Consider the following 25000-nt stretch of genomic DNA (forward strand, 5'->3'; position numbering starts at 1 on the left):
TGGCAATCGTAAGTGAAGCTCGTCGACGTGGGCTCGAGGTAGCGATTTACAGCCATCGTGAAGTTGATAGATCTGTGGAAAGAGCGTTGAACGCTCAGGGGCTCTTCTCCTACTCCCCGTATGACGATCCATCGCCACTGGAGGACCGCGATTTGGCTAACCTGGCACGGCGAACTGCGGTTGCAATTAGGGAACTTGAAGAGCGACGGAGCGAACTCTCGAGTATCGACAATCTCCTGCTGCTACACAGTTACAGAATCGCCCATTTAGCAGCTCTCGGATCATGGCTGGCGAACTTGCCTATTGGAGAGCGGCCGTTTGTCTACCTCCATAACAATATTGAGCTTTTTAGAGGACCTTCGTCCGCGGGTGCCTTAGAGAGGAAAGTCTATATCGACTCATATGGCCCCTTTAGGCAGGGCCAATCCCGTATAAAGATCGGGGTACCAACGGCCACGCTTCAAGAAGTATTGTCTGACATAACGGGCATGAAACCGCGTGTGTATCCGATGGCCTATGCTCTTCCGCGATTGTCTAAACAAGCTGTCCCTGCTGCGGGGGCCGCCCTAAGAATAGGATGGTTCGGTACTGCGCGATTAGAGAAGGGATTTGCGTTGTTGCCAAACATTGTGAAGGAAGTTCTCGATCAACACTCGAGAGTCAATTTCGTCATCCAACTCTGTCCGGGCACTGAACGGATGGAAAAGTTCGAGATAGAGCTACGCCGGATCGCTGGCCGAAGCGATCGACTAGAACTGGTTGAAGGAGTGCTATCGTACTCAAAATACTCTGAGCTGCTGATGGGCTGCGGCATCGTTTTGATCTCTTATGACAACCGTCGTTACAGTGGCCGTACATCGTCGATCTTCGCGGAAGCGCTGGCCGTCGGAAAGCCAGTTGTGGTTCCAGCTAACTCCTGGATGGCAGACATGCTCTACCGCTTCGATGCGGGTGGCGCAGCGTTTTCTACCTTCAGTGCCGACTCGATTGTCTCCGCGCTCACCTCAATTCTGTACGACTATGAAACGCAATTGACGAAAACGAAGATGGCTCAATTTCATTGGCGTTCTCAAATGAACATGCAATCATTCTTCGACTTCATGCTCGGATAATCGTCGAATAAGCAATCTAGCGATCCAATCAGATGGATTTCACAGTAGTCGTGGTTGGATACAATAGGCCGCACAGCCTGCGTAGGCTACTCAAGTCTCTAGCCAATGCGGCCGAATATGCAGAGCGTTGGCCACCTATCATCATCAGCATTGATTATGGTGGTGGACAAGAGTGGTCTGCTTGCGTCCAGTACGCGGAGCATTTTGATTGGCCTGGAACGAAACACGTGGTCATCCAACCGGTGCAGTTGGGCTTACGCAAGCATGTGTTGACTTGCTGTAACCTAAGTCGCAGCGTTGGGAACGTTCTAGTGTTTGAGGATGATCTATGCGTTTCGCGCGCTGTCTTCCAAGTAGCGGACGAGCTACTGGCGAAGTACGGAACATCATCTCAGGTCGCTGGTATCTCACTCTATTCCCATATGTTTAACGAGTTTGCTGAGATACCCTTCGTGGCAGTAAACGATGGATGGGACGTTTTTTTTGCCCAGACGGGTTCTTCGTGGGGCCAAATGTGGACTCGTACGCAGTGGGTTGCTTTCGATGAATGGCTTTCAACGTATGTCAGCGACGAGGGAGCTGCGGTTCCGAGAGAAGTACTTGCTTGGTCACCGCAGAAGTCATGGAAGCGGTTCTTTAATATGTACCTGGCGAAGTCGAAGCAGTTTGTCGTTTACCCAAGAGTGTCTATGTCGACGAACATGGGTGATCGAGGCGTAAATCTGAAGTTTGAGACAACTCACCTTACCGTCGCTCTCGGAGTCGGCGCGAGTCCCTTACGCCTACCTGAGCTTCATGAGTCTTTGTCAGTTTATGATCCATTCCTGGAATTTGAAGCGGAACGTCTCAAGCGGCTGGTTCCAGCCTTGCGAGGCTACGAGTTTGACGTGGATCTGACCGGAGAAAAGCCCGTGAAAAGCTTACGCCGTCCGTTTGTCCTGACATGCCGCGGAGGACACTCGTCGGCCGCGATACAGTATGGCTTTGGCCACTTCCCGCCTGAATTGAACGTCATATTTGAAGAGCAGGGCAATGTGTTTCGCTTAGCACCTCGGTCTGGCATTGAGGACGCTGTTCCGCGTGATGTTATCAGCAGAATGAAGAATTTTTATCGGATACGGTCTCAATCGTCTGGGACGCAATTGATCTAGGATATGTCATTCGATGTGAGGTCGTAGCATCCGTAGGAAACCGCGACGGCGTCGCTGAAGGTGACGGAGTTTTTGGTGATACGGCGGCTTTTGGCTTTTGTCGGACGCCTAGCTAGCTGATGCGCCTAAGGGTGACGATAGTGAGCGAGCCGCTCAGAGCCGACGTGGTTCGTAGGATTGCACAGTCGGATCGCTGGTGTTGGGCTTCGACGATTACATCTGGATCCCGGAGGCGCAGCCTTACAAGCGATGTGGTTGCTTAAAAACCCCCAAGGCAGACCTTCCTAGATGCTATTCCAATGGAGGAGAGCGCATAGTCTCTAGGTCGGCTTGCCGCGAAAGTTAGTGTCGAGTTGCGGCAGCTCAGATCGACTGCCGTTCGATTGCTCGTGATGGTAGCCGAAGGCGCTAATGCTCAAGCCAATCGAGGTTAGGAACGATTTGGAGTTGCTCTTCCGGAAGAGTTGGGGGCCGGGTTCATACGGCCGCGGCCGCACGTTCGTCCCGCTGTTAAACGCCAGCACCGGCCGCCCATCGACAATCGCGAAAGTCATTCGGACCCAACGCGCGCATCGCCGACACTCGGTACCCAACACATTGACTTGCATGCGCCACCTGACCTTAAAGCTAGACTTAAGGCCAAATCCTCGGGCCGCATCTGAAACTACACAAGGCGGCCCCCGCCGGAGGGAAACTGACGAAATGCGGAAAGAAAGTTTCGTCGGGTCGATCCTGGAAAGACCGGGAAAACGCAAGGTTGGGGATCCATTCGAGAGAATCTCGGATTAATCTGCCGGGCGCGGAAGGTCCCGTCATCCAAGAGTGGTCTGAAAAGTATGCCGCACCCCTTTAATCTGATTTCGGATGATCATGAAGATGAAGCATTACCGTCAAAAAGTAGCGGAAAAGAGTCTGGTGGAGATAATCGCTGACCGGCTACGCTGTTACAAGCAATCATTCCAGATGAACAATTGGTTCATAGGCCGACTTATCGAACTGACAGGCAATCACGTGTGGATTGATGGGGTCAAATTGTCAGTCGATAATCCGCTGGTGATGACGAGGCACAAAAGTACGTTGTTTTTTCAGATCTATGAAATAAAGGTGCGTGCGCTGACCAAACGGTACATCGACCCCGACCTACCGACCGTTGAGATTGGCGGCTCAATCGGCGGTGTAGCCTGCACAACAAACAAACTGCTGCGCTTTCCCAGGGAACACGTTGTCGTTGAATGCAATCCTTACGTCCTACCCACCTTGGAACGTAACCGTGTGCTGAACAGTTGCCCGTTTTCCATTGAACCGCTCGCATTGGCTTATGCTGCGGACACTGTAACCTTCACCGTCGCGCTTGATCATTTCATGATGGGTCGGTTACACGGAAGCGGCGGCATGCAGATTGAGGTCAAGGCCATAACACTGCGCGAAATAATCAGAAAGTATAACTTTAAGGTCATCAATTTGATCTCTGATTCAGAGGGCGGCGAGGTGGAAATGGTCGATCAGGACGAGGATATTATGCGTGAGTGCGTGAAATGGTTTATCGTTGAAACGCATGCCGGGGAACGTGGTAGTACACTTATTCGTGCTATGATTTCTAAACTTGAAAACATAGGCTTCGTTACGGAAGAAGCACAAGTAGACGTGCTTGCAATGAGGAACTCAAATCTCTGATCCGCTCCTATTTGTGCCAGCAGACATCTTGCAGGCAGTTGTCGACCCTGGCGTAGGACCGCGAGTTGGGGAGGGGACGTGATACGACGTGAGGATAAGCCCACGGACAAGCTTTTCGGCTTCGTCGACCTTGATCTTAAGAAACGAGGTTTGGTCGGATCACTCCTGAGAGCGATTAGTGGTTTGTAAACGAGGCGCTGGAGCACGAATTCTCTGCGTTGTTTGTAATTGGCTTATCCCTGGTACAAGCTCATCCATCGCACGTCTTTGAATCACTCGTGACACCCTCCGCTCGGCCGAGTTGGCCATGAGTAGATCAATGCACGTCCACGAGTTCGCCGGTGCAATGAACTCGGGTATCAAGCAATCCTGACCCTGACAAATCGATGCCTGCCAACCACTAAGCCTTTGGTCTAGGTAAAAGGTATCCGAGATCTCCATATTGGAAATCCTTTGCGAACCTCGGTAAGTAATCCAAGCGTCCAACGCCGCTTTGACGCGCGGCGAATTCTCCTCACCGAATACGACCGCAATGGACGATGCGGTCGACAGAGCGCAAGTCGAGAGAGCGTAAGGATCTGCGGATATTTCAAACCCGTCGCCCAACAAAATAAGATCGCCGGGCTGAAATATGCGGTAGAAGTTTCCGGGTACTAGATGGTGCGCATCTGCATCGTCAACGCATTCCGCTGTGTGTCTTCTATAATTTTCGAGTGCTGATGGGTTCGAACCTTCAGCAACTATTTCACGGTGTACTATCCCGTACCTCTTGCATATTTGCTTTGCAAGTTCCGCATCCCGTTCGCTGTGTGCATCGAAACTCCATGTGAACGCCTCAAAGTTTACTCCACTTGCCAAAAGAGAGCTCATCAACATCCGGGAATCGAGGCCTCCAGTGAGAGCTAAATAGATGCGCTGATAGCGGGCTCCGAGGTTTACCATGAGTTGGGCAAAATAGGTTGACAGGGCGTTACATGCTGCGGCTTCCGAGAGGTCGGTCCGCACACTTCGCGGCCTTTGTTCAATCGCGCGATCTTGAAGATTCAATGCTTGATCGCAATATAGCTTTTTGAGACCAGCAATACGCCCTGTTGGCATTAAGTCCCAGTTAAAGCCTTTCTTCCAATACAATGGAAATGTTTCCGGAGACAGGCCAGTAACCTCGGCAATAAGAGCGACGCTCGATGAGCACACTACTTCGTGCTGCCCCTCGAAGTAGTAAACTCCGAGCAATCCCATCGCATCAAGGGAGAGCCATGGTGATGCGATAAGGACAAAGCGCCCCGTACTGTAGTGGCTATTTTCCTGTGAGCCAGGCTCCCGGATGACGTGACCAAGCGTGACACTCTTGTTGATCGTATCAACTGCTACTTGCAGATCCTGATCGTGGTGAAGATAGAGGCCCGTCGCAAGCGGCAACGACTTAAAATGCAAGGAGGGAGCTATGACCCGGCTTGAGGTTATGATCCATTGTCGCCTGTACGGCCGTGCAACTATCATAATAGAATCAGCCAACTTAGGAATCGCGACGCTCGAAGCTATTGAATGCGTAGGGATGGCGGCCATCGCCATCATCCTATAACGATGGACAAGCAGCCGCGAGATTGCCACCACGCCAATAACTAGCTCGAAATGCGACCCTTCGATTGCCCTAATCCAGGGGGTGTTAGTTCGACTTCCCAGAGCTTCCTGAGCAGCCGCGATCTTGATGGGTATATCAGCGAGGCGCGGATCTCTCGCGCTCTAGTGTCTCAAATCCGCCGACATGGCGCGTTCAGTTCCGAGCGCATATGGCTTTGACTGCATTATCCATCGTTAGGATCTCCAAGCAGGCCTCGCGTGCTGTTTCGATGGCATGCATCAACAGGTCGGGAGTGCAACCAAAGTGCGAGGGGCGCTCGCTGACGTCATGCGTATAGAAGATGAGCCACGCGTTATGTGTCACGACTTGTCTGATGAGCTCTGAGATCTCTCGAGCATCGACCAGGCGATCATATAGACGGACCGACTGCAGCCTTCCAAGATCAGCTGCGCCAATATTAAGGCCTGGCTGGCTGCTGCGGCAAGAACTGAAACGCGATTGCAATTGCATGGTTGCAGACAATGAAATGTCGCCGAACGGGTATGCAAAGCTTCGGAGATCAAGTCCGGGAAGTTGTCCAGACAGGAACGCTGCGTTGAAATCGATCTCCCTATTCAATGACTTCCTAGAGAGTGTGGACGCCCGCACGTGAGTGAATGTGTGACAACCAATTTCGTGACCTGCGCGCGCTAACGCCGCTAGATCCCCCACGCAGTATTGTGTGATGTCTTCGACGACCCGTCCGCAGTACGAACCCGAAGCATAGAACGTTCCGCGTACACCAAAGTCCTGTAGTAACCGCGCGCCGTTTGAGACGGCAGATTTGGGAAAGTCGTCGAATGTAAAGGAAACAATAGCGGACTGGTTTCGCATCGGGACGGTGCGAGCGAAAGGCATAGCCATAGTCCGTCTGATCACTATTGTTTCCTTACGTCGCCAAATCGGACTTGCACAGGACCGCGTGCACGTGACGATACCTACGAAGCCATGAACGCAGCTCAGTTCGACTCATGCACGATCAGAGTGAGAATCCGCGCATCAAATGTACCTCCTGCGAACTCTTTCCAGCGCAGCGCCAAAAACGCTTAATCTGGGTATCACTTGCTCATACAGATAGTTTTGCCAAAACGGAAATGCCCTTCGGTCACGAAATACAGCGACGAATGGTGCGATACACAGATATGCGCAGGCGCGAGCGATCTCGATTGGCAAGGACTGTATTTTGAACGTACAATAGTGGCAGGCTCCCATCTCCATTTCGCGTTTGGCAAAATAAGACAGACTCATCTTATGTGGCAGAATATAATGCGTGACTTCGATACGAGGTTCATAAAACGCCGCCGCGCCAGGGTTCTTGCTTAAGAATCGCTCTTGCAAAAACGATTCTTCGCCGAACTTCATTTCATTTCCCTTCATTCCAAGTTTTCGGTCGAACCGCTGTGTTTGGAACACCGTCTTATGAATGAGCATATTTCCCGCCGACGCTCGGAACTCATTCTGAAAACCTCGGCCGAGACCGTAATTTAGAAAATAGGCATTGCCATATTCGGCCTTAAACCATTTTGGACCTGTTGCTGGAAGCAGCGCTCCGATATAAGGTCCCCCGATTATATACGGCGCAAATTCTTGGATGTCTTCGAAGACAATTTCCAGCCAGTTCGGTGAAACTACACATTCATCGTCGAGAAAGCCAATATAGTCGCCGTAAGATTCGTTGATCGCTCGATTGCGCGCTGCGGAACTACCCTGCTCTGGTTCGTGAAAATAGAAAATCGGAATTGAAGATCGCTTAGAGTAGCAGGCGACAACTTCTCTGGTGTCATCTGTTGAGTTATTGTCAACCACCAATATTTCGGCCTCGCAACCAGCCGGGATGCTCAGCTTTGTCAATGATTCTAGACAGTAACGAAGGATATACCCTCTGTTGTACGTGCATACGCAGATAGATACGTGCATAGGGGAGCGTCCTAGTTGAGGCACGATACAGGGCGACAAATCTCGTGAGCCATGCTCATACGGTAGCTTTCGGCTCAGCCAGCTGTGTTAAGTTCTGTCGTATGGGCTGGTCTGAGCCCCTGACCTCATCCAGCAATGGTGAGAGTCGCGGTTGCATTTGAGCCGATTTGGCTCGGTAGAGCAACGGGGCGGGGCGCGGAGCCTTCAACGCAGCGCAGCGCCCCGCCCCGTTGCGGTCCGGGGACACTGCGATTGGCATATTCAGTTGGTGTCAGATTGCCCAGCGCACCGTGCGGCCGGGTGTCGTTGTAATCGTCCTTCCAGATCGTCAGCACAGCACGAACCTGCGCGGGCGAGGTGAACAGCGTCTCATTGAGAAGTTCGTCGCGAAGCCGAGCATTGAAGCTCTCGATGAAGGCGTTCTGGGTTGGCTTGCCGGGCGCAATGTAGTGCCACTCGATCTGTCTCTCCTGGCTGAAGCGCAGGATGGCCATTCCGGTCAGCTCGGTGCCGTTGTCGGAGACGCACATCGCCGGCCGGCCCCGCCAGGAAGGGACGGCCTCGAGTTCGCGCACGACCCGCAGGTCAGGCAGCGAGGTATCGGCGACCAGCGCCAGGCCCTCACGGGTGAAATCGTCAACCACCGCCAGGCCGTCCGCAAAGGCGTCGGACAGGAAGTCGAGACTCCACCCCTTCCAAGGTGACGGACTCTAACCATTTTTGGAGGAGTTGGCGGGGCTCAGACCAGGGCGACCAAGCGTCGCGCGCATTGAAGGCTGGTGAGAGTGACGCTGACGTCAAGATCACAACGGCGGACCAGTTGTCACCGTTGGCGGCCTGAACGCTTTTGAGGCCCCGGCCTCGCGGGGGCGATGGTGTCGGATCGGCCGCGCCGGTGCGCCGGGCTCCGGAGCAGGCAATAGGATATTCTCAGCCCGTCGGGGTCGGATTCCAAGAGCGGGCTTCAAACCCCGTCCGCTGCGGGCGTCGGGGGCAAAGCGCTGAGGACCGTCCCTCAAGCAGGTATTGATCAACAGAGACGAACGTACTTTCAACCGTCAACGATCTGTTCGCGCCGGAAGCACGTCGCGCTGTGGTGGCTCGGCGCTGGCAGCGCGTGACAAGCACCTTCAAGGCCCTTTCGGCCTGACCGAAATTCACTCGCTTTGCGAATTGTCCCGGTTTTGAATCATGACGCATCTAAGAAGGAAACTCGGTACTAAATTGGTCGTCCGACGATCAGCATATGCCAGCCAAGCCTGCGCTCTATCGCAGCAAACATCTCAGGTGACATCGCCTTGAACCATGGTTCGAGTTCGTATTCGTACTTGACATATTTCTCGACGATATAAGGGAAGACGTGGGTTTGTCTCATTGATATGACTTCAAAAAGATCCTTGTAGAGTTCTCGGACCATCTCGTCTGTGTAAGTCGTCGCATAAGGGCAGCCCTGCTGCGCCTCCGGCTGATCGAGGCCGGCCTCGATCATGATGTCTTTCCACGAATTCTTGGCGTAGAGCATGCAACGAAATTCGCCGTCGGCACGAATGACCTGCCGGATTTCCTCGACGATAGCGCGTTGGTTAGGGCTATGATGAATGACGCCGAAGGAGTAAACGAGATCGTAGTGATCTTTCTCCACGTGGCGGCTTAGCTCTTCGGCGTTGCACAGCACCAAGCGGCCCTTGAGCCCATAGACCTTAAAACGCTCACTCGTCAGTTCAAGGCTCGCCTTGGAAAGTTCGACCCCGGTATAGTCAGCACCGCAGCGGCAAAAATTAACTGCAGCGGTGCCGATCCCACAACCGACTTCGAGCACGCGCTTGCCAGCCCAGTGCTCGAACTGTGCGAATCCCGGAATGTGCGGCTCGACGAAATGCTTGCGTTGTTCGACCTCGTCGAAATACTCGCGGCCACCCAGGGGCTTTGGAGAATGGCGAATATTGCAGGGGCGTGCATCCCAGTACGCCTCGACTGCCGTGATCCCCCGCCCGGGCTCTTCGAAAGTAGCGTTTGTGTTTGCCGGCATCTATTTGATACCCCAACGTTATTTTCTGAACAGCGTCTTGAACTTCGCCGTAGCCAAGCGCGATCGCTTCATACCATCGAGAGCGCGGCGGCGCGGCCTCAATGCTTTTACATGAGCGGCAACTGATAGTCATTCCGAAGGATGTGTGTGTTGGTGCTCCGCGCTTAGCTCTTCTCACTTTCGCAAGAGTGGCATAGCTGCCGTTCGCCCGGCTGGACAGCGGTCGGCAGGGCGGCTAGTCTAGACAACCTGTACGGGAAACAATTGTGACACAGTTGACCCTGGTAACTGGCGCGGGTGGTTTCATTGGCGGCCAATTGGTTCGCGAGCTTTTGGGCAAGGGTACCGCGGTGCGGGCGGTCGACAAGAAACCGCTGAATGAGTGGTATTTTCGTTCTCCGAAAGCGGAAAATATCATTGCTGATCTACAGCTTGCCGACGCCTGTGATCTGGCCACCAGGCGCGTGAGGCACGTCTACAACCTTGCCTGCGACATGGGCGGCATGGGCTTCATTGAGAGCAACAGAGCTCGGTGTATGCTGTCGGTCCTGACTAGCACGCACATGCTGCTTGGTGCCCGCGATAATGGCGTCGAACGGTTCTTCTATTCCTCCTCGGCCTGTATTTATCCGAGTTATAAGCAGACCAGCGCGCAGGTGACTGCTCTAAAAGAGTCAGACGCTTATCCAGCCGACTGCGAGGATGGCTATGGATGGGAAAAATTATATACCGAGCGCCTCTGCCGCCACTTTCGCGAAGAATTCGACCTCGAGACGCGCATCGCGCGCTATCACAACGTTTATGGCCCCTACGGAACGTGGGACGGAGGGCGCGAAAAGGCGCCGGCGGCGGTAGCGCGCAAGGTAGCAATCGCCGTCATAACGGGGCAACACGAGATTGAAATATGGGGCGACGGCGAGCAGACGCGCAGCTTCATGTACATTGACGACTGCCTCCACGGCACACAGATGCTGCTACATTCTGACGTGGATGTGCCGCTCAACATCGGAAGCGATGAGCTGGTCACGATCAATCAACTTGTCGATGTTGTCGAAGAGATCGCTGGGCTTAAGCTCAAGCGCCGCTACAATCTCGAGGCGCCGAAAGGCGTCCGTGGCCGCAATAGCGATAACACACTGATCAGAGCCAAGCTCGGATGGGCGCCGAGTATCCAATTGAAGGTTGGCATGGAGGAGACTTACCGCTGGATCTACGATCAAGTTAAAGCGCGCGAGGAAGGCCGCCCATATATCGCGGCGGCAGTGTGATGTTCTGCCCGCGTCAGCGCGGCCAAGTGCTGGGTGGCAAGGGCATTGCCACCGAGGAATTACGCCACGTCGATATTGTGAGCTTCACCTGCCTCAAAGCCTATGCCGTGCCGGACCGGCACGAGCGCAAGGATGCGCATGACATCGTGTGCTGTCTCGAAAATGTCGAAGGCGGTATCGCGGCAGCGGTGGAGAAGTTCAAAAAAGCGGCGGCCGGCAAGCATGCGACGGTTGTTAAGGAAGTACTTGAGATCCTTCAAGCATATCGTCACGAACGAAACGACGGAAGGCGAAGCCGAAAGAAGAGCGAAGTTTCGTTCGACCAAGAGCAGGTGGACGCCGCCTATATCAGCAGCGCCACATCCGAGGTCGCTGCCCTACGTTTGATGTCGGAATGATCCTTGTGCAGTTGCGGCACCTGTACGAAAAACTGGGGCGTGGTACCCCGCAGCCGGACGAAAAGCCAAACCCCTGACCGGTCGGGCGTGTTTGTCCGGTGCTACTTCGTTGAGGGCGCCGCCGTGAAGCGGGCGTAGTAGAGAGCCGATAAATCGACCTGAGCTTGCCTAAAATGATTCCGAAGGGCTTCGCCGTCCGTAGGACCAAGTCCGATCTTTCGCCAGTCCTGCGCCTCAAAGATGGTCGGATCAATTGAAAATTTCCCGCTGCGTTCTTCGTTTTTGAGGAGGTCGTAGGCGTAGATGTGCTCAAGCGCGAAGCCGCTGCTTCCGGCGGCGAATACGCCTCCGATCTTCAACAGGCCCAAGATCTCCACGAAGGCGATCAACTCGCCGGTTTTCGGCACCGAGCGAACGATGATTTTATGACCGAGTGTGATATCCGGACCTAAGAGCCCAGGCAGACCGTCGACCAAATACCGGAACGTGCCGCCGTACTCCTGCATCTTTTTGATGCTCGCGAGCAGCTGGTCCAAGGTCATGAAGGCGCGGCCAGTCTTGTAAATCAGAAACAGCCAGATCGCTGTTAGAAGGCTCCCGAAGGTCGCCGCTGGACTGAAGTCGAGACCCAGCTTTATCTCGTCATCCGGCGGGATGCCTTGCACGGCAAGATGCTTTTCAGCTTCCTTAAGGTCCAGCTGCGGAAATTGCTTTTTTGCGCGCGCGAGCAATTGGCGGGCCGTTTTCATATCGCCGGCACCCATTTCGACTTTCGGCGAGCCGTCGGGCAGGGTCTTTACGTTATAGACGACATCGGTCCGCATGAGTTTGCCGTCCGCATCCAGTCTGGCGCGGTAGCCCTTCTTCGTATCGATCGTCTTTGGCGGGTTGGCGCCTTGGCGAGGAATGTCAAGCAGGGTAGGCCACGCGCCAAGGCGTCTATCAGCTCGAAGTCTGCCGCGTCATTCAGCTTGCCATTGCAGTCCCGGCAGATGATGCCACGCGGCGCTAACCGGCCGCCGAGGGCCCTCGGGATCATATGCGCATCGGAGTCATTTTTAGGGGTAATAGGGACACCACAGCCTTTGCAATTAGCCATCTCGCTAGCCTTCTCAGTGGTCACAGTCGGTTGTCTCGATCGAAGCCAACCCAATCGCGTTATCGCCCCTGGCAGACACTTTTTGAACCTATGATTGGGCGTCGATAGTGCCTCACGCGTCACGGGAAGTTGAATCCACACGGCACATATTTGGCACATACGCTTGGATGACTTTGTCGAAATCCGCGGGCCACCATTGGATTGGCAGTCACCGGCTCGCACGGCCGCCGCGGCGCGCCGGATCTTCAATTGTGAGAGAGCCGCGCCAGGTCGGTTGCTTGCACTCACCTGGAGTAAGGGCGTTAAATTTGTATAGTGATTTCAATTACATACGAGTTCGCAATTTTATTCTGAATGGCGCACCAACGCTCCCACCGACATTTTATTGGGGTGGGGCTGCATCAGGGCGGCTAGGCGCCCGCGAACTTCGAAATGGATCGGATCGCCAGGCCTGATCCGCGGCGCGACGACGATGCTGTCGGCGAGTTCGCGCAGCTTGAGGCATGCAGCTTTGGCATCGGCAGCCGAAAGCGCTTTCGCGAGCTGCTCCACCGCATCGAGATACACGGCGATAGTCGCCGGATGCAGGGTGATGACGTTCGCCTCGGTCGCCCGATCGATTTTGACCTAATAGAGCAGCTTACGTTGCCCTTCCACTTGCAACATCCCGACGCCCGATCTGCTCGCCTGCGTCAAAGCATCTTCGGGGGGCAAATGCGGGCGTCGCATTTCTTCGCGCCATTGGTGCCGTTGAGGGTCATCGGCGGTCGATCAGGCCGCCAAGGCTTCGGACCGGGTTCGAAATACCACCGCGGTTGCCTACGCGATAATGCCAGAGCTGACGAGAAGAGGGCGCTGATCAGGTCGTTGCGGCCGGACCTATGGCAGCCGCCTTCGGATGAACAGTCCCCGTCGGCAGCACCGGCTTTCATTTCCAGGCAGCGCGGGGCCGCGGCGCTTTAAATTGCCTGTCACGCTGGCGACCCTTGAGCTGACCGCAAATCGCATTTCGCCGCTCATTCACCACCTTGATTGCATCGGGTGACCGCAGGCGATGGTTGGCGGTGGAATCTTATGTTTCCTCCTCCGCCTGTTCGATCGCTGCAGGCATTTTAGCCACTGACATCAGCGTGCGGGCGACCTGATTGAGCAATTGATCGGCGTTCTCTTCCTCCGCCAAGGACTTCGAGAGTAGCGCGACTATGGCGCTGTGCCGCAGTTGCTGAGCGAGGTTCTTTGCGGTGGTATAGGCCGACATCTCGTAATGTTCCACGCGCTGAGCCGCACCGATGAGTGCCAAGTCCGCGAGCGCGTCCTCCTTTTTCTCACCCTCGTCCATGACTTCCTGGCCTTCCTCGACCAGGCCCATCATGCCTTTGCAGGCCTTCGCTCGTGCGGTCTCCCCGAGCAGCGAGAAGCACTCGTTGAGCCGCTCAATCTGTTCTTCCGTCTCCATCAAGTGCTGCTCGAAAAGTTCTCGCAGGCGATCGAATCGAGCCGCCTTCGCCATTTTGGGAAGAGCCTTGGTGAGCTGCTTCTCCGCGTGCAGAATGTCTCGCAGTTCATGGACAAGCAGCTCGCTCACGCCCTCAGGGGCCGTCGGTGGGGAACTCTCGGTCTTGATCACGGTGGCCGTTTCGCCGTTGCCTTCGGGGAGCAGGGCCGGAGAGGCCATGAATTCCCAATCGCCGCCTTCATTCCAAGGCCCGCGAGTATCGATCTCGCCTTCATCTCCAGCACCGGTCGAATCGTTGAAGAACTGATTCACGAGGCCCGGAGTCGGCGGGATCTTGCCAATCGAGAACGCGGGCTTCTTCATGCTCTCGAGCGCGGCAGCAAAGGCCTTCATGTGCGTGATTTCGCGAGTCATCAGGAACTGCAGTGCGTCCTTGCTGCCCGCATCGTCGCAAAAGTTGATCAATCGTTCATAGACGATCTTCGCGCGCGCCTCGGCCGCAATGTTGCTGCGGAGATCAACGTCCAATTCGCCGGTGATCTTCAGATAATCCGCCGTCCAGGGATTTCCCTGCGAATTGAACAGATTGACGCCTCCACCGCCTGCGATCGCGATCAATGGATCGGCCTCGGCCTTCTCACGATCGAACTTCGTCGGTTTAAGATGCATACGGGCGAGACAGCCGACGATCTCGAGATGACTTAATTCCTCCGTGCCGATGTCCATCAGCAGGTCCTTGCGATCCGGGTCTTCGCAGTTGAGCCCCTGGATCGAGTATTGCATCGCCGCCGCCAGCTCTCCATTTGCTCCTCCAAATTGCTCGAGAAGCATATTGCCGAACCGAGGGTCGGGCTCGTCAACGCGCACGGTATACATGAGCTTCTTGACGTGATGATACATGATGGGCCTCGCGGGATGCTGAAATACCTGCCCACAACTCTCCAGATTGAAGGACGTTCCTGAGTTCTCAATGCCAGCAATCCGAATGCGGCGCGAAAGGACGCTCACATAGTCAAGGCCCAATGAGAGGGCTACCAGATCGAAGGGCGCTGTATCATCAGCCAGAAAATGCCCATCACGGCGCCGAATGCCGGAAAGCCAAAGCTAAACCAGGCCCAGAACAGCCTATGATATCGCGAGGGCAGCGGCTTTCGTTCAGCTGCCGAGGCAGTCGCCAGGTTGCGCAGTTGCATCTGAATCCAGACAACTGGAAGCCAGAAGGCGCCCGTCACGAGATACAGGACTATCGATAGCACAATCCAGCTCTCGGTCAGCGAATATCCAGCCTCGTGCGCGAGCGCGATTCCGGTCAAGGGTTGTGCCACCACGGCCGTTGCCGTGAACAGGAAATCAGCGAGGACGACAATGCGAGCGATCGCCGCGACAATCACAGGGTCTCCGGTCAAGTGCGCGCGGAGCATGAAAAAAGCGATGCCGGCTCCAGTACCCAACAAAACCGCGGCTCCGATGAGGTGAATATATTTCAAAACGAAATAGATCATTATCTTTCATCCACGATCGCAAGCGCGACCAGATGCAGCACGAAGATCGGAATGATCTTCAAGAGGGGACCAAGAGGCTCGATCCATAGCTCGGGCTGGAGAATGGTGCCGGACACCGCGTAGAACGCCGAAAGCGCCATCGCGCCGTAGAGTCCCTGCCGCGTGAGGGGGCGCCAAGCGATGCAGAGGCCGACAGAAATATCTGCAAGCGCGCCGGCAACAACCGATGGTACGGACAGTAGACCTGCCCCGGTGCCGCGCATCAGCTCCACCCCGCTCGGGTAACCTACCGTCAGTGAGATCACGCCGGTACAGATCCAGAAGAAAGACAAGACAATGAAAATGATCGCCTTGAGCAGATAAAGTCGGGCAAACCATTTTTCCTGGATGGTTGCGGGTTCGGCCGCCAGCGCCTCCGCCAGTGATCGAGGCGGGATGCCGGTGATCGAGATCCACCCCTGCGGGTCTCCCACGGCCCCTCTCGCAATTTCGCGCGCGGCACTGGTTCGTACCGGCGGCCGCCAACCCAGCGCTCCCGCAACATCGCCGAGCCAGTAGGTGAGCTTCGACAACGGATGCGGAATTACGAACGAGCGGGCCGACGGCCAATCGTACCAGTTACGGTATCGCGCAATGATCTCTCCCATCTGCAGTCTTTCGGGGCCGGCGAGCTCGAGCGCCAAGCGGGCCGGAGCATTTTCTTTGAGAAAGAATAAGACGGTATCAACGACGTCGTCCAGCTGCACCACCTGAAGGGGCCGTGTATCGGGCATCAGCGGGACCCAAGGCAGACTGGCAAGTGAGCGGATCAAGGCGCTTGCGCCGAATGCTGGACGACCAAGGACCACCGATGGCCTGAGAATAACCCAATCGAGCTCCGTTGCCATCAAACGGCGATCGCCCTCGTACTTCGTTGAAGAAAAGGGCGATGGCTGCGCGCGATCGACGCCGATCGCAGAAAAATGGATAACGCGACGGACGCCACTTTTCTCACAGGCATCGAACAGGGCGCCAACTCCGGCTGCATGAACGCCCTCGGTATCCTCGCGCCTGCCATCCTGCAGGACGCCTGCGCAATTCACGACCGCATCTATGTCCCTGAGAACTGACAGCCAGTCTTCCCGTTTTCGGGTGGATGCAATATCCAGCGTCACCCATTCAGCTATCGGCAATTGATGAGTTGCATGGCGAGCGAGCCCAATCACCTGATGCCCCTCGTGTGCGAGACGAGTCGCGACCGCAGATCCAATCAGACCCGTCGCACCTGAGACCACAATCCTCATTGGTTCTTTCAGCAGGTTTGCCGCCTGCTGCTCCAGGCACTTCACCAAGTCCAAGCCACACGTCAGCTCTCCGCCACGTTCTGCTCTCCAGGCCGCGCAAGCTGCCCTATCCAGACTGGTCCGCGAAGCGCCGGAAGGTTCAGGAGCAGAGATTCCTGATGTCGACTTCATCCCGGAAGATTGTTTGGTGGCTCCTTTAGCTTGTCCAATTGTTCGGCTTCCGTCCGCAATTCCAGTTCCGCACGGCGCCAAAACTCCTCATCCCTGCCTTCGGGTCTCCCCGCAGCTTCCCATAGTCGATGCGCACGAACTCGGATTTCGTGGTCATTCGGATCCGCCATGGCTTGTCGCGCTCCGCTCAGGAGGGGGCCATTCCGCCCCACTGCTCGATCGGGCATTCCACCGCGGGATCGCCGTCGAGGTAGCACCTTGTCATCGGATGAAAATACGGACGACCGCCGAGTGTTCCCGAAGCTTCAGTCAGGCCGCTGATCTCGCGCGGCTCTGGCCCAGCCGCCTAGTGGGAGATCGAGGGCTTTCGTTGAATGCACCGTTTGACCCTATACTGGGAGGTGCAGGTGCGGCGCGACCTGAATGTTCTTCATCATCGCGAGACCAACAAAGGTTAGCTTTCCTCACCAGAAAAGCCCAACCATAGCAACCATGTAGGCGAGCAGCAGTTGAGCTTTCGAATGTGCCTCCGGCGCGAGAAATTGTTGCCATCTCGCTGATCGCGTTCGCGAGTGAGGAGACATTGGAGAGAGGCAGGTGATGCGAAGACTATGACAAACTTCCTGAAACTTCCCACTTGGGCCGATAAAGCGCATGCCCTCGCGTGAAGGAGGAGCTTGCGCATTTCTTTCAAGCGACGGATGCGTTCGAGCCGAAAGTGCTTGAGCTTTTGAGTTGGCGTGGTCCCGATGACGCGATCAAGAGGATAAGACGCCTTTCCCGTTAAAGATCGGCCCCGGGCTCAGAGCTTCGGTGCAGATCCTTCTAGGAACAACCGCTATCTAGGTAGGTTTGTGACTAACATTCTCCGAAGAAAGGAAACGTCTATGGCTACGACAGCACGAGATATCTTCATTGTAGGCCTGCGCAATGCGCACGCGATGGAGATCCAGGCAAGAGAGCTGCTGGAGCGGCAGTCGGAGCGGCTCGACGAATATCCGGAAGTCAAATCCAGGGTAACCAGCCACCTCGATGAGACCAATGAGCAGCTCCGTCGGTTGGAGCAGTGCCTGGAGACCTGCGGTGAAAGCACGTCGACCCTGAAGGATACGGCCCAGTCTTTCATGGCCAATATGATGGCGATGGGCCACTCGATGGCAGGTGATGAAATCCTGAAGAACACCTTTGCCAATGACGCATTCGAGCACTACGAGATCGCGGCATATAAATCACTTTTGGCACTTTGCGGGGCCGCGGGAGCTGATTCGGCTCGTCCGCTGCTGGAAGCCTCCCTCAAGGAGGAGGAGCGGATGGCGGACTGGGTCGAGGGGAATGTCGAGAAGGTCACGATGCAGTATGTCGACATTCAGGAGCGCCAGGCGGCTTGAGTCGCGGCCATGACTCTCAGCCGACCGGGCTGACGAAGATTGGCGACCCGAGGTTCGCCATCGCTGCGCAATACTCCTCGTCCAGGCAAGGAGCGGCCAAATGGACGCACGACACAACACAGTCTGGCAGGAGTCGTCCGTGGAAGCCGGAAGCGGGCCTAAATATCACACTTACGCTAGTGCGGCGGTGATCGGTGCCTTGATCCTTGCAGCAACGGCGCTCGTGAACCGGCAACTAGCGGCGAATGCGGAGCAAGAAAATCCACCGGGGGGCGGGTTTCTCGAGATAGATGGCGTGCGGCTACACTATCTGGAGCGCGGCGCGGGCGATGTACTTGTGCTGCTCCACGGCAACGGCAGCATGATCGCCGATTTCGAAACAAGTGGCCTTTTGCAATTGGCGTCACAAACCTACCGCGTCATCGCGTTCGACCGCCCGGGATTCGGGCATACTAAGCGGCCACGCGGTGTTGTGTGGACCCCCGAAGCACAAGCCGAGCTCATTCGGAAGGCACTCGGAAGGTTGGGCATCTCTAATCCAGTGGTACTCGGACATTCATGGGGAGCTTCAGTGGCGGTAGCCCTTGCGCTGAAATTTCCCGATGCAGTCCGGGCGCTAGTGCTGGCTTCAGGATACTATTATCCGACCCCGCGGCTTGACGTCATGGTTAAGTCTCCGCCAGCCCTGCCCGTCATCGGAAGCGTCCTGAGCCATACCCTCTCGCCCGTTCTCAGTCGGTTGATGTGGCCGCTCCTAACGAGGAAGATATTCGCACCCGCACCGGTGCCGCCGAAGTTCGGGTACTTTCCCAAAGAGATGGCAATGCGGCCTTCTCAGATCCGAGCGGGTGCGGGAGAGGCGGCTTTGATGATTCCCGACGCCATCGTGTTCCGCAGGCAATATTCTGAACTCAAGATGCCCGTCGTGATCATTGCAGGCGAGGGCGATCGAGTTGCCAATATCGACGAACAATCGGCCCGGCTTCATCATGAGATAGCCCACAGTACCTTTCACCGCGTGAAGGGTGCGGGCCACATGGTGCATCAGAGCGCCCCTGATCAGGTCATGATCGCCATTGGCGAAGCAACGACGCTTAGCTCGAAGCGCAGCGACAAGGCGACCTCTCTTCAACAGGCGGGGTAGCGAGCCATTTGCGAGGAAATCGAGCCGAGCTGATCAACGGCTCGCGTTCTCAGGCGACCCAAACGCCCCTGACATTGTAACTCACGAGGCCGTGGTCGATCGCACGTGTGATGTTTCAGCCATCTTAACATACTTGAATGTAGCTCTGAAGTTCCCGCGATTAACTTTCGATCATGGAAGCCAAGCGCAAGCGCAATCGAGCCAAGCAGACCATTTCGCTCCAGGAGCGGCTGATCAGCTCGGCGCTCGCAGTCGCGCGAAATGTCTGTCGCCCGGCGCGGAGCGGGAAAAGCTGCTCCGGCAAGCGCGGCAAGCCGCGCGCGCTGGCGAGCTGAATGCGGTCCTTAGTTTGGGTCTATCGAAATAAGAGACGTGCAGGTGGATTTTCGCGAGCTCAAGGGCGGAGCATGGGCGAGTTTGCTGAACGTGTTCAAGCGAACATGGACATTGTCCTAGATGAGGTCTGCGCTGAGTGGCCGAATGGCGGCGACCACGAGAGCCGAAAATATATCGCCGAGCAACTCATCCAGGCCGCGCGCGGGGGCCAAACGACTCTCGGAGCGCTGACATACGTGGGCCGTCGAGCCCTCGTTCATCTCAACAACAAGCCGAAATCAGCCTGACGCGCTCGCACGTGGGGATGGTGCGGATAGCTCCGCCCCGGCAATGGCCGCGCGAGGGCGCCAACTCTTCTCTTTTGATCCCGAGGGAAATTGAATGTCCTCTCAAATATGTACAAGAAGGTATGTAACCTGCTGATAGGCACCCGCACCAATGAAGATGGCACAGACGGTTGGCGCCTGATCCCCAGGGATGCCCAAGTCCTGCATATCGATATTTCGCCAGAGGAGATCGGCCGCAACCATCAATCCGTGCGACTGTTAGGCGACGCGCGGGAGACACTGAATGCATTGACCGATGCACTTGCAGGCAGGGCGCTGAATCCTTCCCGCAGCCAGGCCGAGCTCGAGCGGTTCATCGCCGGAGCATGGGAGGCTTTCGAACGCGATCGTGCGCCCTGGCTGACCGACGCCTCACCGATTCGCCCGGAGCGGACTCTTGCTGCCATTCAGCGTCGCCTTGGTCCAGATACCATCGTCGTGCCCGACGCAAGCTACGCTTCGAGCTGGATCGTGGGCCAGCTTCGCACATCGCATCCGAGAACGCGCATCATCTCTCCGCGTGGTCTGGCAGGATTGGGCCGGGGACTGCCCATTGCACTTGGCGCAAAGCTCGCGCGACCTGCGAGCGAAGTCATCGCCGTCTTGGGCGCGAACAAACGTCGAGCGCACCCCGATCAGAACCAAGCTCGAGAGCCTCGACCCGCGAGTTAGGAGCATGTTCTCCCCCAAGAAAGCCGCAACTAAATCGCAACGATGAGATCCGCTAAGCATCGGTCCGCTTCGAGCACGTGAGCACGACCATCACATGAGCCTGCCACGGATTGAATTGGGCACCTAGCCGGACATCTCGTGACCGCAATGGTCGGACGTCGGCGACCAGCGACAGTGCGATCACTTCTATCCCTCCTGGAAGCGAACATGTCGCCGTGACGGAACTCCACTCAGGCGGAGCGACCAAATTTTTGCAGGCGCTCTCCGTCAGGCCCTCATTTGGTCACTTGCACACGTCGCGTCTTAGGCATTAGGCGTTCGAGCGAGGTTGCGACGGCGTCAAAACTGCTTCCCAGAGCGAGATACGGTTGAGCGTCGGCTTGCGTTAGGACCAGTTTGCCTACCGGCCGTTCGAAGTGCCGGAGGCGCTGACGTGCCTGCTTGCGTCAGGAGCCATGCACGAAATGCCGAGAGCAGGGGATTGTCGGCTTTCTCTTCCGGGCAGGCGAAATAGTACGAGCCGGCGCTTCTCAACGTGAGGCTCGACAGCACCTTCAGCTTGCCGGAGGCCAACTGGTCGGAAATCAGGAATTCAGGAAGCAGCGCCACGCCAAGACCGGAGTTCGCTGCGCTGATCAAAGTGGATTGAATATCGAAGCGTGGCCCGCGGATCACATTCGTGCCGCCAAGTTCCGCAGCATCGAACCAGCGACGCCATGCATCGGGTCGCGACACCAGATGCAGAAGCCGCAATTCGGCAATCTCACTCGCTCGCAGTTCGGCGCGCTTGCCGATAAGCTTCGGCGATCCGACCGGCAGAAGAACTTCGTCGAACAGATAGTCCGCTTGCGTGCCGGGCCAGTCGGGCTCACCGAAGTATAGCGCACCATCGAGAGCGGTCTCGCTGAAGAAGAAGCGCGTGTTGCGCGCACTCACGTTGACGGCAATGCCGGGATTCCGAGCATAGAAGTCCGGCAGGCGCGGAATGAGCCATTCGGTGCCGACGGTGGGCAGCGCCGCGATGTCCAGAACCGTGCCGTCGGCCTCGTAGCCCATGATCTCGAGTGTATCGCGCTCGATCCGCTCGATCGTCTGCGCTACACGGGTGCTGTAAGCTGTTCCGGCACGCGTCAGGGTGATCCGCTTCTTGATCCGGTGGAAGAGTCTGACGCCGAGTTGCGCCTCCAGCTGCGCGATCTGGCGCGAGACCGCACTTTCGCTCAGCGCGAGTTCGCTGGCGGCACGCGTGACGCTGAGGTGCTTGGCAGCCGCGCTGAAGGCCATCAGCGCGCCGAGGCTAGGTATTCTGCGTCGCATAGTTCATTCCAAAAACGCAAGATATCCGCAGATTAAATTGTTTGCATGCCTAAACGTAAGGCAACAAACTGGTGCGGATGATTAGAGCCTATTGAGCTGCGGCCTTCATCAAGGCCGCGCCCCTCAATGGCGTTGAGAATCTCAGCTGCAGCGCCAGCCACCTGCAGGCGCTTCAAAGATCAATCTCAAGGGGCATATCCGTGGCGGTCAACAAATTGCATCACGAGTTCCATACGCTCGACATGGAGAGCGGCTGGCCGGCGATCTGATCGTTGGCAATGACGTGAACGGGCAAGGCGGCACGCCGTTTGCTGGATACGCTCGAAATTTCTGCAAGAGGTCTTGATACAATGAGTAATGCGAAGCCTCCCGTCATCATCGCTGGGGCAGGGCCGGTAGGCATGGTGGCAGCGGCAGATATGGTGCGACAGAACATCCCGGTTCTGGTGCTGGAGAAGAACGACCAACTCAGCAGCGAGTCGCGCGCATCGACGTTCCATCCGCCCACGCTGGACATGCTCGATGATCTCGGTTTCGCCAGCACCCTGATTGCGCAGGGCCTGAAGGCGCCGACTGTTCAATACAGTTCGTCCGAAGACGGCGTGCTCGGGACGTTCGACTTCGCGGCGATTTCCGATCTGGTGCGGCACCCGTTCCGCCTGCAGGCCGAGCAGTTCAAGCTGACGCGCATCATTTTGGATGCTTTGTCCGGCAACCCTTTGTTCTCGATCGCGTTCGGCAGCGAGGTCAAATCCGTCGAGCAGACGAGCGATGCCGTCAAGGTCGTGGTCGGGGCCCAGGGACGCGACACCATACGTGAATGTGCCTGGCTGATCGGCGCCGATGGCGCGAACAGCATCGTACGCCGCAGCCAGGACATCAAATTCGAGGGCTTCACCTGGCCCGAGCGCTTTCTGGTGATGACAACTCCGGTCGATTTCACGGTGCTTCGCCCGGGTGTGTCCTCGGTCAGCTACGTCGCCGATCCCGAGCGCTGGTACTTCCTTCTCCGTATCCCCGGAGCGTGGCGCGTGATGATGCCGGTGGCTGCGGAAATCTCCGATGCCGAGGCGCTCTCCGAAGACTATGTGACGGCGTCGATCCGGCGGATCGTTCCCGCCGAGATGGACGCCCCCATCCTCCACACGACGTTGTACCGTGTGCATCAGCGCGTCGCCGCGAACTTCCGGAAAGGTCGCGCCTTCCTGGTTGGCGACGCCGCCCATATCAACAATCCGCTCGGTGGCATGGGCATGAATGGCGGCATTCACGACGCATTGAACCTGACGGCGAAGTTGGGTTCGGTCATCAATGGTACGGCCAATGAGCGCGTTCTCGCCGACTACGATCTGCAGCGTCGTACGGTCACGATGCAGGCCATTCAGGGCGATACCATTCGCAACAAGAAGAATCTCGAGGCGAAAGATGAAGCTGACCGCGCGCGTTTTCGCGACGACATTCGCGCCGCGGCCGCCGATCCGGAAAAGGGACGAGCGCTCCTGCGCCGAATTGCAATGCTGGACTCGCTCGAGCGGGCAGCTTCGCTGCATGTCGCCGCGGCCGACCAGGGGTGATCGCCAATTCTCTCTTGGACGATGTCGACGGTAACCGGCTTGTCGGCCGGGCAAGAACCACGTCAGTGGAGGCACCAGTGAACTTGGAGGAGTCAATGCCATGGTTCGCCAAGATGTCATGCAGGATGTTCAGAATGCGAAGCAATGATCGACCGATGAAGTGGGCGACGTTTATTTTGGCGGCACTGCTATCGCCAGCATCCTTCGAGGTGCCCGGCGCGGCAGCGGCTGGATTCCCTGAAAAGATGATTACGATTGTCGTCCCGTATCCTGCCGGAAGCACCGCCGACGCGATTCCACGATTGGTGGGTCCGTTGATGTCCAAGTCGCTCGGTGTTCCGGTGATCATCGAAAATCGCGGCGGCGCAAACGGCTCGATCGGGGCGGTTCGCGTCGCTTCGTCACCAGCGGATGGCCACACCATTCTGCTTGCGACGACTGGGATGCTTACAATCAACCAATGGATCTATGAAAAGCCGACGTACAATCCTGAAAAGGATTTCACGCCGATCACCAATGGCGCTTCGACGCCGAACATCATCGTCGTCAATCCGTCGGTCAAGGCAAGCTCGCTGAAGGAGTTGGTGGCGCTGGCCAAAGCTGAGCCGGGCAAGCTGACATTTGCTTCGGCCGGCAATGGGAGCACGAGCCACCTGTGTGGGGAGACGTTGAAGGTGCTCGAAGGCATTGATGCCGTTCACATACCGTACCAAGGAGCAGCTCCGGCACTCCAGGATGTTGTCGGTGGTCAGGTTTCTATGATGTGCGACAACCTGTCGAATGTCGTCCAGCAGGTGCAGAGCGGAGCCCTGAGGCCGATTGTCGTGACCGCGCTTGAACGAAGCAAGCAGCTAACCGATGTGCCGACGTCCCCGGAAGCAGGATCACCTGATCTCCTCGCAGGCAACTGGTACGGCTTTGTTGCTCCATCGGCGACCCCAAAGGACGTGATCGAGAAGCTCAACAAGTGCATCGTGGAGGCCTTGCGAGATTCGACCGTCTCAGCTCGTCTGGAAAGCCTTGGTTTGACCGTGATCGCCGATGAGCCCGCCAAGTTCGGAGAAACCATCGCAAGGGATTCTGCGCGGATGGAAAATATTGTGAAGCGTGCAAAAGCAAAGGTTTTCAACTGACGCTGTCGATCAGAAGGCACCGATGATCGCGCTGAGAAGCACTTGCAGCACGAAGACGTAGGCCGCCGCTACAGCACCCAACGCCTGCAACCCGCCTCTCGCCCACAGAAACGTGTATGTGCGCAAACCGCTTTGGGTGCCTCTGCCCAAAGCTATAGGTGCTTGAAGCGGATGGGGACCCTTGTGTGCGGGCGGTGAGAGCTGTCATCGAAGGCGGCCTCTGGTCGCACTCTCGAATGGCGACGAGATGGTGCCCCTGGCCGATAATTGCCTAGAGCCATAACCACTTGAATTTGAAGCCACTTTTGTCGGCGATTGCTGCCGATACCAGCACAAATACCAGCAGGATGCGGACGGCATTAGCTCGCAAAAAACAGCAAACGATCTGCGCCGGCACGGTCCATGCTCAACAATCGCCCGACTGGAATC

Annotated in this window: 23 protein-coding genes and 2 pseudogenes; 11 read left to right on the forward strand and 14 right to left on the reverse strand. The window is 56.5% G+C overall.

From position 1 onward, the window contains the following. Nucleotides 1-152 precede the first annotated feature (152 nt). The 3 genes from AC5ZG5_RS01335 to AC5ZG5_RS01345 all read left to right on the forward strand — a co-directional run bounded on the left by AC5ZG5_RS01335 (nucleotide 153) and on the right by AC5ZG5_RS01345 (nucleotide 3937). Nucleotides 153-1112 (forward strand): glycosyltransferase family protein, encoded by a 960-nt coding sequence (locus AC5ZG5_RS01335; protein WP_456640787.1) that lies wholly within the window; start codon nucleotides 153-155, stop codon nucleotides 1110-1112. Nucleotides 1113-1144: 32 nt separating this feature from the next. Then, nucleotides 1145-2263 (forward strand): hypothetical protein, encoded by a 1119-nt coding sequence (locus AC5ZG5_RS01340; RefSeq protein WP_456640788.1) that lies wholly within the window; start codon nucleotides 1145-1147, stop codon nucleotides 2261-2263. Between the two features lie 870 nt (nucleotides 2264-3133). Beyond that, the gene (locus AC5ZG5_RS01345; protein ID WP_456640789.1) at nucleotides 3134-3937 is read left to right on the forward strand and encodes an FkbM family methyltransferase; all 804 of its coding nucleotides are present in this window, start codon (nucleotides 3134-3136) and stop codon (nucleotides 3935-3937) included. A gap of 159 nt (nucleotides 3938-4096) precedes the next feature. Here AC5ZG5_RS01345 and AC5ZG5_RS01350 read toward each other — a convergent pair whose 3' ends face one another. The 5 genes and pseudogenes from AC5ZG5_RS01350 to AC5ZG5_RS01370 form a co-directional block, all read right to left on the reverse strand. Next, nucleotides 4097-5503, reverse strand: a complete 1407-nt coding sequence (locus AC5ZG5_RS01350; RefSeq protein WP_456640790.1) for an asparagine synthase-related protein — start codon at nucleotides 5501-5503, stop codon at nucleotides 4097-4099. Between the two features lie 208 nt (nucleotides 5504-5711). Next, nucleotides 5712-6422, reverse strand: a complete 711-nt coding sequence (locus tag AC5ZG5_RS01355; RefSeq protein ID WP_456640791.1) for a polysaccharide deacetylase family protein — start codon at nucleotides 6420-6422, stop codon at nucleotides 5712-5714. 135 nt (nucleotides 6423-6557) lie between these two features. Beyond that, complete coding sequence (locus tag AC5ZG5_RS01360; RefSeq protein WP_456640792.1) at nucleotides 6558-7475, reverse strand: glycosyltransferase family 2 protein; 918 nt, start codon at nucleotides 7473-7475, stop codon at nucleotides 6558-6560. Between the two features lie 125 nt (nucleotides 7476-7600). Further along, nucleotides 7601-8164: pseudogene (locus tag AC5ZG5_RS01365) on the reverse strand (integrase core domain-containing protein); the annotation flags it as partial. 530 nt (nucleotides 8165-8694) lie between these two features. Then, complete coding sequence (locus tag AC5ZG5_RS01370; protein WP_456640793.1) at nucleotides 8695-9504, reverse strand: class I SAM-dependent methyltransferase; 810 nt, start codon at nucleotides 9502-9504, stop codon at nucleotides 8695-8697. 266 nt (nucleotides 9505-9770) lie between these two features. On the opposite strand from AC5ZG5_RS01370, the gene AC5ZG5_RS01375 reads away from it, so the two are divergent. After that, the gene (locus AC5ZG5_RS01375; protein ID WP_456640794.1) at nucleotides 9771-10772 is read left to right on the forward strand and encodes an NAD-dependent epimerase/dehydratase family protein; all 1002 of its coding nucleotides are present in this window, start codon (nucleotides 9771-9773) and stop codon (nucleotides 10770-10772) included. Continuing rightward, the gene (locus AC5ZG5_RS01380; protein WP_456640795.1) at nucleotides 10772-11170 is read left to right on the forward strand and encodes a hypothetical protein; all 399 of its coding nucleotides are present in this window, start codon (nucleotides 10772-10774) and stop codon (nucleotides 11168-11170) included. The genes AC5ZG5_RS01375 and AC5ZG5_RS01380 overlap by 1 nt, the downstream gene beginning before the upstream one ends. 101 nt (nucleotides 11171-11271) lie before the next feature. On the opposite strand, the gene AC5ZG5_RS01385 is transcribed toward AC5ZG5_RS01380, so the two are convergent. The 3 genes from AC5ZG5_RS01385 to AC5ZG5_RS01395 form a co-directional block, all read right to left on the reverse strand. After that, a complete protein-coding gene (locus AC5ZG5_RS01385) occupies nucleotides 11272-11994 on the reverse strand; it encodes a hypothetical protein (protein WP_456640796.1) in 723 nt (240 codons plus the stop codon). Further along, nucleotides 11967-12428, reverse strand: coding sequence for an HNH endonuclease (locus AC5ZG5_RS01390; protein WP_456641010.1), 462 nt, complete (start codon nucleotides 12426-12428; stop codon nucleotides 11967-11969). Before AC5ZG5_RS01390 ends, AC5ZG5_RS01385 begins: the two co-directional genes overlap by 28 nt. Before the next feature lie 186 nt (nucleotides 12429-12614). Further along, nucleotides 12615-12836, reverse strand: a complete 222-nt coding sequence (locus tag AC5ZG5_RS01395) for a hypothetical protein (RefSeq protein WP_456640797.1) — start codon at nucleotides 12834-12836, stop codon at nucleotides 12615-12617. Between the two features lie 367 nt (nucleotides 12837-13203). On the opposite strand from AC5ZG5_RS01395, the pseudogene AC5ZG5_RS01400 reads away from it, so the two are divergent. Continuing rightward, nucleotides 13204-13314, forward strand: a pseudogene (locus AC5ZG5_RS01400) (metallophosphoesterase family protein); the annotation flags it as partial. Nucleotides 13315-13341: 27 nt separating this feature from the next. On the opposite strand, the gene AC5ZG5_RS01405 reads toward AC5ZG5_RS01400, so the two are convergent. The 4 genes from AC5ZG5_RS01405 to AC5ZG5_RS01420 form a co-directional block, all read right to left on the reverse strand. Next, the gene (locus tag AC5ZG5_RS01405) at nucleotides 13342-14625 is read right to left on the reverse strand and encodes a DUF892 family protein (protein WP_130229815.1); all 1284 of its coding nucleotides are present in this window, start codon (nucleotides 14623-14625) and stop codon (nucleotides 13342-13344) included. Between the two features lie 131 nt (nucleotides 14626-14756). Then, nucleotides 14757-15227, reverse strand: coding sequence for a DUF2269 family protein (locus tag AC5ZG5_RS01410; protein WP_456640798.1), 471 nt, complete (start codon nucleotides 15225-15227; stop codon nucleotides 14757-14759). Beyond that, on the reverse strand, nucleotides 15227-16510 hold the full coding sequence (locus AC5ZG5_RS01415) for an SDR family oxidoreductase (RefSeq protein WP_456641011.1): 1284 nt from the start codon (nucleotides 16508-16510) through the stop codon (nucleotides 15227-15229). Before AC5ZG5_RS01415 ends, AC5ZG5_RS01410 begins: the two co-directional genes overlap by 1 nt. Before the next feature lie 167 nt (nucleotides 16511-16677). Then, the gene (locus tag AC5ZG5_RS01420) at nucleotides 16678-16908 is read right to left on the reverse strand and encodes a DUF2934 domain-containing protein (protein ID WP_456640799.1); all 231 of its coding nucleotides are present in this window, start codon (nucleotides 16906-16908) and stop codon (nucleotides 16678-16680) included. A 660-nt stretch (nucleotides 16909-17568) separates the two neighbouring features. Between AC5ZG5_RS01420 and AC5ZG5_RS01425 the strand changes: the two genes are divergently transcribed. The 3 genes from AC5ZG5_RS01425 (at nucleotide 17569) to AC5ZG5_RS01435 (ending at nucleotide 20547) form a co-directional block, all read left to right on the forward strand. Beyond that, entirely contained in the window at nucleotides 17569-18069 is a 501-nt protein-coding gene (locus tag AC5ZG5_RS01425; protein WP_456640800.1) for a ferritin-like domain-containing protein, read from the forward strand. A gap of 100 nt (nucleotides 18070-18169) precedes the next feature. Continuing rightward, nucleotides 18170-19213 (forward strand): alpha/beta fold hydrolase, encoded by a 1044-nt coding sequence (locus AC5ZG5_RS01430; RefSeq protein ID WP_456640801.1) that lies wholly within the window; start codon nucleotides 18170-18172, stop codon nucleotides 19211-19213. A 713-nt stretch (nucleotides 19214-19926) separates the two neighbouring features. Then, nucleotides 19927-20547, forward strand: coding sequence for a thiamine pyrophosphate-dependent enzyme (locus tag AC5ZG5_RS01435; RefSeq protein ID WP_456640802.1), 621 nt, complete (start codon nucleotides 19927-19929; stop codon nucleotides 20545-20547). A gap of 339 nt (nucleotides 20548-20886) precedes the next feature. Here the strand turns inward: AC5ZG5_RS01435 and AC5ZG5_RS01440 are convergent, their stop codons facing one another. Both AC5ZG5_RS01440 and AC5ZG5_RS01445 read right to left on the reverse strand, forming a co-directional pair. Next, nucleotides 20887-21864 carry a LysR substrate-binding domain-containing protein gene (locus tag AC5ZG5_RS01440; protein WP_080663741.1) on the reverse strand — a complete coding sequence of 326 codons (978 nt, stop codon included), beginning with the start codon at nucleotides 21862-21864 and terminating at the stop codon, nucleotides 20887-20889. Between the two features lie 32 nt (nucleotides 21865-21896). Then, nucleotides 21897-22040 (reverse strand): hypothetical protein, encoded by a 144-nt coding sequence (locus tag AC5ZG5_RS01445; RefSeq protein ID WP_456640803.1) that lies wholly within the window; start codon nucleotides 22038-22040, stop codon nucleotides 21897-21899. A 132-nt stretch (nucleotides 22041-22172) separates the two neighbouring features. On the opposite strand from AC5ZG5_RS01445, the gene AC5ZG5_RS01450 reads away from it, so the two are divergent. After that, nucleotides 22173-23438 (forward strand): FAD-dependent oxidoreductase, encoded by a 1266-nt coding sequence (locus tag AC5ZG5_RS01450; RefSeq protein WP_456640804.1) that lies wholly within the window; start codon nucleotides 22173-22175, stop codon nucleotides 23436-23438. Nucleotides 23439-23572: 134 nt separating this feature from the next. Next, entirely contained in the window at nucleotides 23573-24571 is a 999-nt protein-coding gene (locus AC5ZG5_RS01455) for a Bug family tripartite tricarboxylate transporter substrate binding protein (protein WP_456640805.1), read from the forward strand. Nucleotides 24572-25000: the final 429 nt, after the last annotated feature.

It is taken from the genome of Bradyrhizobium sp. Ses1, from assembly GCF_059512365.1.